18 protein-coding genes are annotated in these 14,451 nt (G+C 51.7%); 5 read left to right on the top strand and 13 right to left on the bottom strand.

Going from position 1 to position 14,451, the window contains the following annotated elements:
• Nucleotides 1–48 precede the first annotated feature (48 nt).
• A complete protein-coding gene (locus tag ABIB59_RS01785; RefSeq protein WP_041851767.1) occupies nucleotides 49–276 on the top strand; it encodes a YceK/YidQ family lipoprotein in 228 nt (75 codons plus the stop codon).
• On the opposite strand, the gene ABIB59_RS01780 is transcribed toward ABIB59_RS01785, so the two are convergent.
• From ABIB59_RS01780 to ABIB59_RS01770, 3 genes are all read right to left on the bottom strand, one after another.
• Nucleotides 277–651 (bottom strand): MysB family protein, encoded by a 375-nt coding sequence (locus tag ABIB59_RS01780; RefSeq protein WP_041851766.1) that lies wholly within the window; start codon nucleotides 649–651, stop codon nucleotides 277–279.
• 94 nt (nucleotides 652–745) lie between these two features.
• Nucleotides 746–1,978, bottom strand: a complete 1,233-nt coding sequence (gene mdtG, locus ABIB59_RS01775) for a multidrug efflux MFS transporter MdtG (RefSeq protein ID WP_041851765.1) — start codon at nucleotides 1,976–1,978, stop codon at nucleotides 746–748.
• A gap of 147 nt (nucleotides 1,979–2,125) precedes the next feature.
• On the bottom strand, nucleotides 2,126–3,046 hold the full coding sequence (locus ABIB59_RS01770; protein ID WP_041851764.1) for a Kdo(2)-lipid IV(A) acyltransferase: 921 nt from the start codon (nucleotides 3,044–3,046) through the stop codon (nucleotides 2,126–2,128).
• Nucleotides 3,047–3,263: 217 nt separating this feature from the next.
• Between ABIB59_RS01770 and trhO the strand changes: the two genes are divergently transcribed.
• Nucleotides 3,264–4,313, top strand: coding sequence for an oxygen-dependent tRNA uridine(34) hydroxylase TrhO (trhO, locus tag ABIB59_RS01765; RefSeq protein WP_079496420.1), 1,050 nt, complete (start codon nucleotides 3,264–3,266; stop codon nucleotides 4,311–4,313).
• Nucleotides 4,314–4,403: 90 nt separating this feature from the next.
• On the opposite strand, the gene ABIB59_RS01760 is transcribed toward trhO, so the two are convergent.
• The 10 genes from ABIB59_RS01760 to mdtH form a co-directional block, all read right to left on the bottom strand.
• On the bottom strand, nucleotides 4,404–4,979 hold the full coding sequence (locus ABIB59_RS01760; RefSeq protein WP_041851762.1) for a YceI family protein: 576 nt from the start codon (nucleotides 4,977–4,979) through the stop codon (nucleotides 4,404–4,406).
• Between the two features lies 1 nt (nucleotide 4,980).
• Nucleotides 4,981–5,547: a cytochrome b gene (locus ABIB59_RS01755; RefSeq protein ID WP_079496422.1), complete on the bottom strand. Its 567-nt coding sequence runs from the start codon at nucleotides 5,545–5,547 to the stop codon at nucleotides 4,981–4,983.
• A 269-nt stretch (nucleotides 5,548–5,816) separates the two neighbouring features.
• A complete protein-coding gene (locus ABIB59_RS01750; RefSeq protein WP_064572418.1) occupies nucleotides 5,817–5,933 on the bottom strand; it encodes a YceO family protein in 117 nt (38 codons plus the stop codon).
• Nucleotides 5,934–5,997: 64 nt separating this feature from the next.
• A complete protein-coding gene (gene solA / locus ABIB59_RS01745; protein ID WP_110296062.1) occupies nucleotides 5,998–7,116 on the bottom strand; it encodes an N-methyl-L-tryptophan oxidase in 1,119 nt (372 codons plus the stop codon).
• A 115-nt stretch (nucleotides 7,117–7,231) separates the two neighbouring features.
• Nucleotides 7,232–7,486, bottom strand: a complete 255-nt coding sequence (gene bssS, locus ABIB59_RS01740) for a biofilm formation regulator BssS (protein ID WP_041851759.1) — start codon at nucleotides 7,484–7,486, stop codon at nucleotides 7,232–7,234.
• Nucleotides 7,487–7,756: 270 nt separating this feature from the next.
• Nucleotides 7,757–8,002 (bottom strand): DNA damage-inducible protein I, encoded by a 246-nt coding sequence (gene dinI / locus ABIB59_RS01735; protein ID WP_041851758.1) that lies wholly within the window; start codon nucleotides 8,000–8,002, stop codon nucleotides 7,757–7,759.
• A gap of 74 nt (nucleotides 8,003–8,076) precedes the next feature.
• Nucleotides 8,077–9,123, bottom strand: coding sequence for a dihydroorotase (gene pyrC, locus ABIB59_RS01730; protein WP_041851757.1), 1,047 nt, complete (start codon nucleotides 9,121–9,123; stop codon nucleotides 8,077–8,079).
• Nucleotides 9,124–9,360: 237 nt separating this feature from the next.
• Nucleotides 9,361–9,921: a lipoprotein gene (locus ABIB59_RS01725; protein WP_041851756.1), complete on the bottom strand. Its 561-nt coding sequence runs from the start codon at nucleotides 9,919–9,921 to the stop codon at nucleotides 9,361–9,363.
• A 115-nt stretch (nucleotides 9,922–10,036) separates the two neighbouring features.
• Complete coding sequence (gene grxB / locus ABIB59_RS01720) at nucleotides 10,037–10,684, bottom strand: glutaredoxin 2 (protein WP_041851755.1); 648 nt, start codon at nucleotides 10,682–10,684, stop codon at nucleotides 10,037–10,039.
• A 64-nt stretch (nucleotides 10,685–10,748) separates the two neighbouring features.
• Nucleotides 10,749–11,957 (bottom strand): multidrug efflux MFS transporter MdtH, encoded by a 1,209-nt coding sequence (mdtH, locus tag ABIB59_RS01715; RefSeq protein WP_041851754.1) that lies wholly within the window; start codon nucleotides 11,955–11,957, stop codon nucleotides 10,749–10,751.
• A 232-nt stretch (nucleotides 11,958–12,189) separates the two neighbouring features.
• On the opposite strand from mdtH, the gene rimJ reads away from it, so the two are divergent.
• Genes rimJ through ABIB59_RS01700 form a run of 3 tightly spaced genes read left to right on the top strand, consistent with a single transcriptional unit; the run spans nucleotide 12,190 to nucleotide 14,363 of the window.
• On the top strand, nucleotides 12,190–12,774 hold the full coding sequence (gene rimJ, locus ABIB59_RS01710) for a ribosomal protein S5-alanine N-acetyltransferase (RefSeq protein ID WP_041851753.1): 585 nt from the start codon (nucleotides 12,190–12,192) through the stop codon (nucleotides 12,772–12,774).
• A gap of 9 nt (nucleotides 12,775–12,783) precedes the next feature.
• Nucleotides 12,784–13,437: a YceH family protein gene (locus ABIB59_RS01705; RefSeq protein WP_041851752.1), complete on the top strand. Its 654-nt coding sequence runs from the start codon at nucleotides 12,784–12,786 to the stop codon at nucleotides 13,435–13,437.
• A gap of 2 nt (nucleotides 13,438–13,439) precedes the next feature.
• The gene (locus ABIB59_RS01700) at nucleotides 13,440–14,363 is read left to right on the top strand and encodes a Gfo/Idh/MocA family protein (RefSeq protein ID WP_079496427.1); all 924 of its coding nucleotides are present in this window, start codon (nucleotides 13,440–13,442) and stop codon (nucleotides 14,361–14,363) included.
• Nucleotides 14,364–14,451 lie beyond the last annotated feature (88 nt).

The following is a 14,451-nucleotide window of genomic DNA, read 5'->3' as shown; positions in this document are numbered from 1 at the left end:
CCCCAGGGCCGGTATTTTTTTACGTAAATAATGTATGTGAGGTAATCAGTGAGAATAGTCATTGTGGCGCTTATGGCATGTCTGCTGAGCGGATGTGGTAGCATCATCAGCCGGACGATCCCAGGCCAGGGGCATGGCAATCAGTACTACCCTGGTGTCAAATGGGATGTCCGCGACTCCGCATGGCGCTATGTCACCGTACTCGATCTGCCATTCTCGCTGGTGTTCGATACGCTCTTACTGCCCATTGACGCACATCATGGCCCATACGAATAATTAACGCTCGTCCCACTCATCCGCAGCAGCCTGGCCTTCTTCGGTATCAAGTGGAGGCTCAAGCTGGAATTCCCCTTCATCCCATTCGTGCAGCGTGTTCTCTTCCAGCCACTCCTGACGTAGCTCTATCTCATCAAAATCGCCGTCAAACACACTCTGTGCGGCTTCACCCGATAACATTGGCAGACACTCGCCTTCCTCTTCGTCTGTGGCGAAGAATTCTGCCTGCCACATAATGTCTCCATCCTGGAGAACGTATTTCTGGACGTTGAATTGCTGCACATTCGCATCTTCTTCCTCAACGCCTGGATTATTGGCGAGGAACTCTTCGCGAGCAGCGTCAATTGCTTCTTCGAGCGTAGCGTACATAGTCATAAGTTTCTCCCTGTGGTTTGACGAGGTATTCAGGGAAAGAATAGTTGAATATGAGGTTTTGCAAGTACCCGAACAAAAAAATCAGTCATCGGTGTTAATCATCAATGACCCGGTCAGCGACCCTCTGGCGCGCAGGGCGTTGTAAACTGACCCAGGAGTAAAAGGCGTTAAACAGAACAATGCCCGCCGTGACGCAGAATACCGCACGAAAACTGTAGTTTGCCGAGACCGCCGCGCCGAGCAACGGGCCGGTTACGTTACCGATATCGCGGAATGACTGGTTGTAGCTGAATACGCGGCCTGCAATTTGTTGGGTTGTGTTATAGACCAGCAGCGTTTGTACCGCAGGCAGTAGCGCGCCATCGGCAGCACCGAGTAAAAAACGCAGTAGCCCAAGCTGCCACGGCGTTTGTACGAAGGCCATCGGTACCAGCAGCAAGACGGAAATCAGCAGTGCGGCAACCAAAATCTTTTCCGGACCGATACGATCGCCCAGGCGGCCAAGTCGCGGGGCACTCATCAGCGCCGCCACGCCGGGAACCGACGCTATCATGCCGCTGATAAACGCGATATTACCGACATTCCCCGCCAGTTCACGGACATAGAGTGTCAGAATAGGCGCGATAGATCCGGTTGCGACCTGGATTATCATCGTTGTGACAAACAGGCTCAGCACCAGACGCGGACTTTTCAGTGAAGCTAAAACCTCTTTGGCGTGAAGCATCTCTTTTTTCGCCACCGGAGTGAAATTTTCCCGAATGCAAAAGAGCGTCAACAAGAAGCAGATAAACAGAACCGAGGCGGTGATAAAAAAGACCATCCGCAGCCCATATACATCGGCCAGCAGACCGCCTGCCAGCGGTCCAAGCAGTGCTCCGGCTACACCGCCCGTCGATAGTGTTCCCATCGCCCAACCACTGCGGTTTCGTGGCATCTGTGTCGCGATCAGCGCGTTGGCATTAGGTATAAAGCCGCCGAGTAAGCCGAGCAGCGCACGCAACACAAGGAATTGCCAGATATTTTGCGCAAAGCCCATCAGGGCCATGACAATCGCCATCCCGAGTGCAGAACGCAGGAGCATAATTTTACGCCCTTTACGGTCAGCGAGGCCGCCCCAGAAGGGGGAAGCCATGGCGGAAAAAAGAAAGGTAATACTAAAGACCAGACCGGACCACATGTTGAGCGCGCTATGCCCGGTAACGCCAAGTAGCTCAACGTAGAGAGGTAAAAAAGGCATGACCAGACTAAATGCCGCGCCAGTTAAAAAACAGCCGACCCAGGCCACGGTCAGATTACGTTTCCAGTTTATGGGAGCAGGAGATGACATTACCGTTCACGTTACGCGTTTCACACGCGGAGAATTAGCGATTGAAAATAATAAGCCTGCTAATTATGCGCCTGGGTGATGACACCTGCAACGGAAAGCATGTGTAGAAATGCAACAAACGTAGCCCGGCGTACCGGGCTACGGGGATTAATAGCGCGAAGGGACACCGTCCGGGCGGGTTTTGAAGCGACGGTGCAGCCACATATATTGCTCCGGGGCCATCAGAATACAGCGCTCAACAACCTTATTCATCCAGGCGGCGGTCTCTTCTGCGGTCTCCAGCGGTGGGGTGGTTTCACCTTCCAGCATGATCAACTCATAACCTTTACCGTCCGGTTTACGACGCGGTACGAAAGGTACCAGGCAAGCTTTAGACATTTTCGCCAGCATCCAGGTACCGGTCGTAGTCGCGGTCTGCTCGACCGCGAAGAAGGGCACAAAGACGCTGGAACGCGGGCCGTAGTCGTGGTCTGGCGCGTACCAGACGACATCGCCGCTTTTTAGCGCACGTACCATTCCTTTCAGGTCTTTTCGATCTATCATCGTCTTGTTTGAGCGTAACCGTCCCCACGTTTGCAGCCAGTCCAGCAGCGGGTTGTCATTAGGACGGTACACGCCAATGCCCGGAATATGCATGCCAAAGACGCGAGCACCCAGTTCGAGCGTTAAAAAATGTACGCCAATTAGCAAAATGCCCTTACCTTCGGCGAAGTGCATTTTGGTATTGTCCATGCCCGTAACATCAACCCAGCGATTGATCCGGCTGTCCGGCCAGAACCACGCCATCCCGGTTTCCATCAACCCCATCCCAACCGACTCAAAGTTCTTTTTGACCATTTCCTGACGCTCTTGCTCAGGCATCTGCGGGAAACAAAGCTCAAGGTTGCGATGTGCGATACGGACGCGGCGTTTCATCAGGCGCATTGCCAGTCGCCCCATACCGCAACCCAGGCGATAGAGGACCGGATAAGGCAGTTGTACCACCAGCCACAACAGCCCAATTCCGCACCAGGTTAGCCAGTAACGCGGATGGAGCAGTGACGGGGAAAATTTTGGTAAATGCGTCATATCGTTCCTTACTCAGCAAAAATCTCCTGCATTGTCGCATTTTTATCGAATCAACCAAAACCTCTACCAGTTGAATGCGTAATTGCCAGGCTATTGTTATTGAAAGATGATTTTAATGAGGGAAATGTAGCGCAAATTGTGTGGATGTAAATTGCCACTAATTGCTTTATGATGCCGCCCGATTTTATTGACTACCGCATTGCAGGATACGTACACCATGCCAGTGTTACACAACCGCATCTCGAATGATGAACTGAAAGCGCGCATGCTCGCCGAAACCGAGCCGCGCAAGACCGTCTCATTCTATAAATATTTCTCCATCGTCAACCCGCAGGCCACTCGCGACGCACTCTATACCGCCTTAACAAAGCTGAATGTGTTCGGTCGCGTATATTTAGCTCATGAAGGGATCAACGCGCAAATCAGCGTGCCGGAAAGCCAGTTCGAAGCGCTGAAAGCCTATCTGTACAGTTTCGATCCTGCTCTGAATGGCCTGCGTATGAATATCGCCATTGACGATGATGGTAAATCATTCTGGGTACTGCGCATGAAAGTGCGCGATCGCATTGTCGCGGACGGGATTGAGGATGCCTCGTTTAATGCCAGTGACGTCGGTGAATACCTGAAAGCCGCCGAAGTGAACGCGATGCTGGACGATCCGGAAGCGGTCTTTATCGACATGCGCAACCACTATGAATACGAAGTGGGCCATTTTGATGGTGCGCTGGAAATTCCTGCCGACACCTTCCGCGAGCAGTTGCCAAAAGCGGTCGAAATGATGCAGGAACATAAAGATAAAAAGATTGTCATGTACTGCACCGGCGGGATCCGCTGCGAAAAAGCCAGCGCCTGGATGAAGCACAACGGTTTTAGCAAGGTCTGGCACATCGAAGGCGGGATCATTGAATATGCCCGTCGCGCCCGTGAGCAGGGGCTGCCGGTACGCTTTATCGGTAAGAACTTTGTGTTCGATGATCGTATGGGGGAGCGTATCTCTGACGATGTGATTGCCCATTGCCATCAGTGCGGTGTGCCTTGTGACAGCCATACTAACTGTGTGAATGACGGCTGCCATTTGCTGTTTATTCAGTGCCCGTCGTGCGCTGAAAAGTTCAAAGGATGCTGTAGCGAAGCCTGCCTTGAAGAGAGCCAGTTGCCGGAAGAAGAACAGCGTAAGCGGCGAGCCGGGCGGGAAAACGGCAACAAGATTTTCAACAAATCACGCGGACGTCTGAATACAAAGCTCGGTATCCCGGACCCTGAGTAAAAGATTTTCGCCTGCGTAAGCAACAGGCTCGCAGGCGAATCATCAGGGGCGGATAATCATGTATGATCCGCCCCTGCTGCGTGCGTGGTTTTACTTCTGCTGTACGCCTTCCACAGAGATGATCAAATCGACTTCCTGCGATGCAGGACCAAGGTCGGTAGTGATATTAAAGTCTTTAAGTTTAATTTTCCCTTCTGCTTCAAAACCGGCGCGTTTGCCACCCCAGGGATCATCACCCTTGCCCATCAGTTTGGCTTCCAGTTTCACGGGTTTGGTTACGCCGTTTAAGGTCAGATTGCCGGTGATATCCAGCTCATCACCATCTTTTTTTACCTCAGTAGAGGTGAAGGTTGCCTGGGGGTGTTTCGTCACATTAAGGAATTCGCCACTGCGAAGGTGTTTGTCGCGTTCCGCATGGTTGGTATCGACACTGTTGGTATTGATGGTGACGTTGACTTTATCGGCAGCAGGATTTGCCTCATCAAAAGTAAAAGAGCCGTCAAAATCTTTAAATGTGCCGTACAACCAGCTGTAACCGAGGTGCTGGATGCGAAAATTGATGAAGGCGTGTTGGCCTTCTTTGTCGATTTTATATTCCGCTGCCATCGCGGAACCCGCAGAGAACAGTAACGAAGCGAGGGTGAAACCCAGCAGGCTTTTCTTCATATCATACTCCAGAGTCAGATGACGATTTACCCAGCATGCGCTTTAGGGTGTCGTCTTTATCGATGAAATGGTGTTTAAAGGCGGCAAGGCCGTGTAAGACCGATAGGATAACGACCGTCCATGCCAGCCACAGGTGAATATCTCCGGCCAGGTCTGCCTGCGAGCCCGCATCAGCAAAGGTGGCAGGCACCTCAAACAGGCCAAAAACGCTGATGGGCTTGCCATCAGCCGTGGAGATGAGGTAACCGCTGAACAGGATGCCGAACAGCAGCAAATAAAGGGCGATATGTGCAACAACCGCGCTGACGCGGGTCAGTCGCGAGTAGCTTGCGAGTGGCGCGGGCGGTGGAGAGAGGCGACGCCAGATAAGGCGAACCACCAGGACCAGCATCAGGACAATGCCAATGCTTTTATGCAATTCGGGCGCCTGGTGGTACCAGCCATCATAGTAGCTAAGCGTGACCATCCATAAACCCAGTGCAAACATGCCATAGACTGTAATTGCGACCAGCCAGTGCAGGGCAACAGAAATTGCGCCATAGCGAAATGGAGAATTACGGAGTTGCATAATGTGAACCGCAAGAGTGTAAAAGTTAATTTAAAATGGCGTCAGAAAAATAATATTGCAACTTAAAAGTAACAATTAATAATCTTATTTTTTGTATATCAAAAATTTTGAATTAATTTTCAAAAATATGTTCAGTTCATTAGAGGGTATGGAAGTTATAGAAGCTTTGAAGGGCTAAAGGCAGAGGCGGTAAGGAGATTTTTTTATTTCAAAAAATCTGTCGTAATTTTAAGTTTTTTTAAATAAATGTCAGTAAATGTCAATGTTCGTCATTCAGCCCAGACAACATAAATTAAGTCCACAAGAGCGATGAGTGACCATAAAGCGATATATACCATTAAATGCTCGCGGACGTTATTAACAAGAAAGAAGAACAAGCGGCGCATAATCTCTCCAGATATTCGGCCAAAAGAAAAGGCGACCCAAAAGGAAAAGGGTCGCGGGTAGGAATTATCCTGCAAAGCGCGCTAAAGAGAAGGGGGTTAAATCAAATTTACTGCTTTCACCCTGGGCGAACTGGGCCGCAATTTCCCCAAGCACTGGCGCAAATTTGAAACCATGCCCACTCAGCCCGGTGACCAGTAGCGCATGAGGGCAATCGGGAAGGGTATCGATGATGAAGTCTTCATCAGGCGAATTATCATAAGTGCAAGAGGACCCGTACAGGCAACCACCGATGCCCGGTAAGAACTGGCGCAGGAAGGGAAAACACTCTGAACCATCTGAGGCTACTGCGCCAAACGGTACGCGTTCACTGGCCTCGTTGATACGTTGTCCGCCGTTATGCTTGCCGATTTTTAATGCATTATCCTCAGCGGGGAAACCATAGTATTGAGATCCATCCGCCATTTCGCCGGTAAAGGCCGGGAAGCGATTCTTGGTGCTGTAACGACCATCAGCCTGGAACCAGGCAAAGACTTTTCGTACCGGCTGGACAGGTAAGCCGGGAACAAGATTAGCAACCCATGTACCGCTACTAATGAGGATCTTTTTCGCGCTGAATGTTCCCTCAGATGTATCAATACTCACACCATCATCGGTAGTATGCAGGGCTGTCACCGGGCAGTTAAACAGTTGGGCGCACCCGGCTTCTTGCGCCAGGCGAATCCAGGCCTTAATTGCCAGTTCGCTGCGAAGTATGCCGGAGTCCGCTTCGAACAAGCCGATGTAGTCATCCGGGACGGTGATTTCTGGCCAGCGTGCCATCAGTGACGGCGCATCAAGCTTTTCCACGGCCAGATTCCAGTGCAGCGCACTTTGCGCGACATTTGCCAGAAAAGAGGAATGTGCCGGGCCAAGATTAAGTACCCCGGTGCGCTCAAAGACGGCTTCGCCGCTGTCAGCAACCAGTTGATCCCACAACTCCTGGGCGCGCAATACCAGCGGAACGTACTTTTCCCCCTCCCCATAAGCATGGCGGATTAAACGAGTATCGCCATGGTGGCTCCCTTCCTGATGCGGTGGCAGGTGCGCATCGGTCATCAGTACGTTGAGACCGGCGCGGGACGCATAGTAGCCCGCCGCCGCACCGACAGAGCCGCTGCCAATGATGATCAAATCGTATTTCATGTCGTTCTCCATCAAGTCGTAATCGGGAGGGTAAATAACCGGGAGGCGTTATACAAGACGGGAAATAAATAAGGCACCACATGGGTGCCTGTTGAGTGATTATTGAGCATTATCGCTAATGCCTACGATACTCATTTTCCTGGTACTCGCCTGATTCTATTTTGGCGATACCCGCTTCTAAAATCGAAATAAACTGGCGGGCAACTTCGGTCGTTAACCACAACGTCTGGCCTACTTCGGTGTCCTGAGAAGCGGCTCTGTTTGGGGTCTGGTAATGTAAGCGCAACATCAGTGCATCGTAACTGTCCACTGTGCTGATATCCCATCCAACCAGAGGATGGGTCTGGATGACTTCATTATTCTTTTCCATCATAACCCCCTTATGGCGTGTTAACTGACAACGACTTTCGAGGTTCAATGCGTGTTTTTGTGAAGCCTTTTCAGTATACCAATATTTAACCTTGCTGATCGAATAAATAACACTCTGCAACATAATTTTATTTCAGTTGGATTTTTTTGAACAAGAAAACGCTAACTTACGCGTGATTTTTAAGCAGGTCAGGAGGAAAGTAAGATTTTTGCTTAAAAAAACAAAAAAGCCGGGGCGACCCGGCAAAAACATGCACAATACAAACTCTTTTTAATCGCGGATAAACCAGTCGTCGGCGCTTTCCCACGTTTCTTGCAGAATTTCACTGACGCGCTCTTTATCTTCTTTTGCTCCGCCCATCACCGATAAGTTATTCGCTGTCGCATAACGAACCGTAATTTTATTTTCGCTATCAGGATAATAATTATTCAGTCGGCGGGATAACTCGCTCGCCAGGGCATCAATAGCACCTGGCGGGAGCGGTGTAGTTTTGGCAATAGTCACTTCGATGCGCATGGCAACCCCCTGTGTTATTTACTGTATGTTTATACAGTTACCTTGCAAGATTTACAACAGGGGGGTGAAAAAAATCAGGATTTCACTGTCCAGCGGACTGTCTCACCGGCGAGGAATGGGATAATCGCATCTTCCGGCAAAGCAATACTGTCGATGACCGTTGAATCTTCACGCACCAGTTCAATGAAGGTTTCATTCACCGGCAGGCCATAAAAATGCGGACCGTTGAGTGAACAGAACGCTTCAAAATGCTGCAGGGCATTCATCTCTTCAAACACGGTGGCATAACTTGCCAGCGCAGTCGGCGCGTTGAAACAGCCTGCACAGCCACAGCTTGCCTCTTTACGATGGCGGGCGTGTGGCGCAGAGTCCGTGCCGAGAAACGCGCGGGTAAAGCCGCTGGCGACCAGTTCACGCAGCGCCTGCTGATGCACGTTACGTTTCAGGATAGGCAGGCAATACAGATGCGGACGTACACCGCCGACCAGCATATGGTTACGGTTGAACATCAAATGCTGCGGTGTGATGGTGGCCGCTAACAGCTCATTGCCGTCACGGACATATTCCGCGGCATCTTTGGTGGTGATGTGCTCGAACACCACTTTCAACCCCGGCAGACGCTGGCGAAGTGGCTCCATGACCGTCTCGATAAAGCGGGCTTCGCGATCGAAGATATCGATCTCTGCCTGGGTCACTTCACCGTGAACCAGCAGTGGCATCCCCAGTTTTTCCATGCGCTCAAGTACCGGCATGATGGCATCAATACTGGTCACCCCATGACTTGAATTGGTCGTGGCATTCGCCGGGTAGAGCTTGGCGGCGGTAAAGACATTCTCGCGAAAACCGCGTTCCACTTCGTCGGGATTGAGTGAATCGGTCAGGTAGCAGGTCATTAGCGGAGTAAAGTCATGTCCGGCAGGTACGGCATCAAGAATGCGCTGACGATAAGCAATTGCCGCCTCAACGCTGGTCACCGGCGGGACAAGATTGGGCATGACGATGGCGCGAGCATAAATTTCGCTGGTCCAGGGCACGACGGTTTTTAACATATCGCCGTCACGTAAATGAACGTGCCAGTCATCAGGGCGGCGGATTTTTAAAACCTGGGAATGTGCTGTCATGGGAGTGCTCCGGCTGGGTGAGAATCAGTCAATATGGCTGGTTTTTTGCCGGGCACTAAGCATAAGCGTATACCCATCATACTTCAAGCTGCATCTGAGCCACTTCGCGCTTGTCCCGGTCACGAACGTGAATAAGCTCCCGGGTGTTCATGGCGTCTTCGCTTTCCCGCAACGCGAATGATGGTGGGTATAAACGCTTCGGCTTGCTTGTTTTCCAGAGAAAAAGCCCTTACGGGCTTAATCGGTGAGCGGGATGATAATTTCACCCGGCTTCACTTCGATACCCCTGGCATATTTCTTCGCCAGCGCTTCGCCTTTACTGCTGTCTTCACGCAGAATGTAAGCGGGGCGCTGATTAAAGTAGTTACGCAGGGACTGATTCAGGTAGGGCAGAAGGGTTTGCAAAATGGACTGCATTTTCTCCGGTGTGACGGTTGCGTCAACCACTTCCATCTCCTGGAGATAAATTGCCCCTTTTTCTTTATCGAAGACCGGCAGCGCCTTCATTTTGAGCTTCATGGTCGCTTTCTGATTACCGAAAAGAGAGTTCATCTCCAGATTGGCATCGCCGGAAAGGGTAATCTTATTCGGTTCCTCACGGCCAATCTGACTGACCAGATTACTGAGGACGATGTGCGCGTCCGCCACGCCGGGCAGGCCGATGTCTTTGGCGAAATCGTTGCGTTTTTGCAGTGACTGGTTAATTTCCTGCTCGCTGATGCTGTACTGTGTTAACTGGTTACAACCCACTAAAACGCCGCTTAAAATCAAAGCCGCGGCGAAAATAATCTTTTTCATTATGTTCCTCAAGAGAGTGCCTGTGTATTCATCCTTGTCTGTAGCATCAGTCCAGGGCAGAGGATAAGCCAGCAGAAAAAGCTGAAAGCGGAAGCGTACGCTTCCGCCTGGGGCATTATATCGCCATTGATGAGAGCAGGTTAATCTGCGTTTGTTTCGCCATGTTATCGCGGTAGTCGGCCACGCGCGTCGGCCAGTTAATCCCCGCCACAATGGTCAGATTACGCAGTAAGGGGAACAGGTGAATATCATCATCCGACAGCTCTCCGTTTACCGCATTAGGCTGAACGATAAGCTTATCCAGTGCGCGTAAATCATCGCTGATTTTTTTGATAAGCCCGGCTGAGTGGGCCATGTGCTCGTCAAAATTGCCGATCGCCGCCTCTTTCTTCGCCACAAAATAGGCTCTGGCTTCAGGCGTAGCGAACTCGTCGAAGGGGCTTTTGGCAAAACGCGGAATGAGCAGACGATTGACATAGCCATTGACTTTTCTCAGCCAGGCGTCGAGGGCTGGATTCTGCTTTCCGGTCAGCAACGGCTTACCGTCAAGTTTGTCCACGTAATGGACGATATCCATGCTTTCAGGTAGATAGCGGCTGTCGTCTTTTTGGAGTATCGGCGCCATTTTTTGGCCGATCATTCGGGTCGGCGTTGCTTCGTCATCATTGAGCAACACGTTGAGTTCGACGGGGATATTCTTGAGGCCGAAAATCATGCGGGCCTTAACGCAGAACGGGCAGTGATCATAAATGTAGAGTTTCACGGTTCTCCTCCATACTGATTGTCCATCACAAAAAAGTATGGAAGAGATTAAAAGGGCTGGCAAATCATGCGCCCGGTTCGAGCAGGCGAGACGGGGTGCGTTTTAGCGCGAATTGCCACAGCAGGGCGAAAAAGGTGATAAGGCCAATCAGCGCCAGCATCATCCAGGGTAACGTCGGCTGACTCAGTGCTTTACCCACGTCAAACAGCCAGCCCCCGCCGGCATAACCCAACGCACCGCCAAATGCCAGCCCCAGGCGACTGAACCCCATATAACTGCCGCGGGCACGGGAATCTGCCAGCGCCGCGCTTAACGTTTCACGTGCCGGTTCAGCAATAATGGAGCCGATATAAAAGGTGCAAATCAGCGTAAACAGTTGCTGCAGGCTGTTGACCAGGCCTATCGGCAACAGACTGAATGACATAAACAGCAGCCCGGCCATCAGCCGATGTTCCAGGCGAAAACGTTTTTCACTCCAGCGGGCAATAGGGTACAGCAGCGTCAGCGACAGGCTGGCTTCAATGGCATACATCCATTTTACTGCCGCAGGCGAACCGGCGATATCATTCACCATGATTGGCAGCATCAACATTACCTGAACCGCCAGCATGTAATAGCCGGTAAGTGTCAGTACGTAGGTGACAAAACGTTTATCACGCAAAACGCGGCCCAGCCCTTCACGCACCGGCGTTTTTACCGTCGATAATTTCCATGCAGGCAGCAGCCAGGCGTTAAAGCCTGCACAAAGAACAAACACGGCGGCACCGACAATACAGACCAGACGGAAATCGTATTGCAGTAACCAACTGCCAATCAGTGCGCCGATCACCGCCCCCGCGCTGTCCTGCATCATCAATAGCGAGAAGAAGCGGCCGCGCTGCGATGGGCGAATCAGTTTAACCACCAGCGCCGTGCGCGGCGGATCGAAGAGCGTACCGCCGAGTCCGGATAATATGCAGGAGCACCACAGCAGCCAGGGTTCATGGGCGATACCCATGGTGGCAAAACCGGCAGCACGCATTAGCATGCCGGTGACGATCAGTGGTTTAGCACCAAAACGGTCCGCGATGGCGCCGCCGAAAACGCCCAGCCCTTGCTGCACGAATTGCCTTAACCCAAGGGCAATACCAACCATCAAGGCAGCCCAACCGAGTTGATCAACAAAACGTATAGAAATAAGCGGGAAAACGACGAAAAAGCCCAGCACCACCAACATATTATCGACGAGCAGGAAATATTTACCCAGGCTCCTTGCCTGCGATACGCGTGACATTTCCCCTCCCGGGAAATAAAAGTAAGTACGTTAATATTCTGCCGGGTCGTCTGATTTTTTCCCATCGTTGGCGCGACAATATTTTTTTATCAAAAGCGGGCTTTAATTCAGACTTCTCATCGAAAAAGCTTATGTATTGCGAAAATGCAGGTTGTTGTTTTCACAGAGTGGCTGCGCAAATGTATAGTAAAGGGAAGGGGTTGAGAGTGGTAACCGGAAGGAGAAGGAATGAATGTTTGGCTATCGCAGTAATGTGCCGAAAGTACGCCTGGTCACAGACAGGCTGGTGGTTCGCTTAGTTCATGAGCGGGACGCCTGGCGGCTTGCGGACTATTACGCTGAGAACCGTCAATTTTTAAAGCCCTGGGAACCGGTTCGTGACGAGAGCCATTGCTATCCATCTGGTTGGCAGGCTCGCCTGGGGATGATTAACGAATTCCATAAACAAGGAACCGCTTTTTATTTCGCATTACTCGATCCAGAAGAAAAAGAGATCATCGGCGTCGCGAATTTCTCCAATGTGGTACGCGGTTCTTTCCATGCCTGCTATCTGGGGTATTCCATCGGGCAAAAATGGCAGGGGCAGGGGTTAATGTTCGAAGCGCTGACGGCAGCCATTCGCTATATGCAACGAACGCAACATTTGCACCGCATTATGGCGAATTATATGCCGCATAATAAACGCAGCGGCGATTTACTGGCGCGCCTTGGTTTTGAAAAAGAGGGCTACGCAAAAGCGTATCTGCTGATTGACGGGCAATGGCGTGACCACGTGTTGACGGCGTTGACCACCAAAGACTGGACCCCGGGTCGTTAAGGAGAAAACATGAAGTACCAACTCAGCGCCACGGAAGCGCGCGTTATCGGATGCCTGCTGGAAAAACAGATCACTACCCCTGAACAATATCCATTGTCGGTCAATGCCGTGGTGACCGCCTGTAACCAAAAAACCAACCGTGAACCGGTAATGAACCTCAGTGAGCATGAGGTGCAGGAGATACTGGATACGCTGGTAAAGCGCCACTACCTGCGCACAGTCAGTGGTTTCGGTAACCGTGTCACTAAATATGAGCAGCGTTTCTGCAACTCCGAATTCGGCGACCTGAAACTCTCCCCGGCGGAAGTGGCCATTATTACCACGCTGTTGCTGCGCGGCGCTCAAACGCCGGGTGAACTGCGCGGGCGCGCGGCTCGGATGCATGAATTTAACGATATGGGTGAAGTGGAAAGCGCGCTGGAGAATCTGGCGCAGCGCGAAGATGGCCCGTATGTTGTGCGTTTACCACGCGAGCCTGGCAAACGGGAAAGCCGCTATATGCATCTGTTCAGCGGTGATGTGGAGACGCTGATTAACGTTGTGGAGACAGTAAGCCCGCTGGATAGCGACAACGATCTGGCTTCGCGGGTTGAAGCGCTGGAAAACGACGTTGCCGAACTGAAACAGCGTCTGGCTTCACTACTCGAACATCTGGGGGATTAATCGTGGCGGCATTACGTATAGGGGTTGTGGGATTAGGCGGTATCGCGCAAAAAGCCTGGTTACCGGTACTGGGGGCGGCAACTGACTGGACGCTGGCGGCAGCCTGGTCACCCACGCGAGAAAAAGCGCAGCGTGTGTGCGACACCTGGCGTATTCCTTATGTCGGCTCGTTAGGTGAGCTCGCCGCGCAGTGTGACGCGGTTTTTGTTCACACCTCTACCGCCTCGCATTATGCGGTGGTGAGCGAACTCCTCAATGCAGGTGTTCATGTTTGTGTCGACAAACCCCTGGCAGAAAATCTGTCGGATGCGGAAAAGCTCATTGAACTGGCGGCGCGCAAAAAGTTGACGCTGATGGTGGGGTTCAACCGCCGTTTTGCTCCGCTGTACCGTCAGTTAAAAAGTCATTTGCCGCAGGCAGCATCACTGCGAATGGATAAACATCGCAGCAACAGCGTTGGTCCGCACGATCTGCGCTTCACCTTACTCGATGATTATCTGCATGTTGTGGATACCGCTCTCTGGCTGGCCGGTGGCAGTGCGTCGCTTGCCAGCGGCACATTGCTGACTAATGACCAGGGTGAAATGATTTATGCCGAGCACCATTTTGCGCAGGGCGCGTTGCAAATCACTACCAGTATGCATCGCCGTGCCGGTAGTCAACGCGAATGGGTACAGGCGGTAACGGACGGCGGACTGTATGACGTTACCGATATGCGTGAATGGCGTGAAGAACAGGGGCAGGGGATTGTGACTCCGCCCATACCCGGCTGGCAGAGTACGCTTGAGCAACGAGGCTTCGCCGGATGCGCGCGCCATTTTATCGAATGCGTGCAAAATCAGACGGTTCCGGAAACGGCGGGTGAGCAGGCTATCCTGGCCCAGCGTATCGTTGAAAAACTCTGGCGCGAGGCGATGAGCGAATAACCCTCTGTAACATATGGCGGTAGAAATTCGCGTTATTCCAGGTAGACTAAGCGCTTCGCGATACCAACGCCTGCTTTGTGCAGGCGTT

Source organism: Citrobacter sp. UYEF32 (genome assembly GCF_040546205.1).
GTDB classification, from domain to species: Bacteria; Pseudomonadota; Gammaproteobacteria; order Enterobacterales; family Enterobacteriaceae; genus Phytobacter; species Phytobacter diazotrophicus.
The sequence above is the reverse complement of the archived record's forward strand: the minus strand, read 5'-3'. Positions and strand labels throughout refer to the sequence as shown.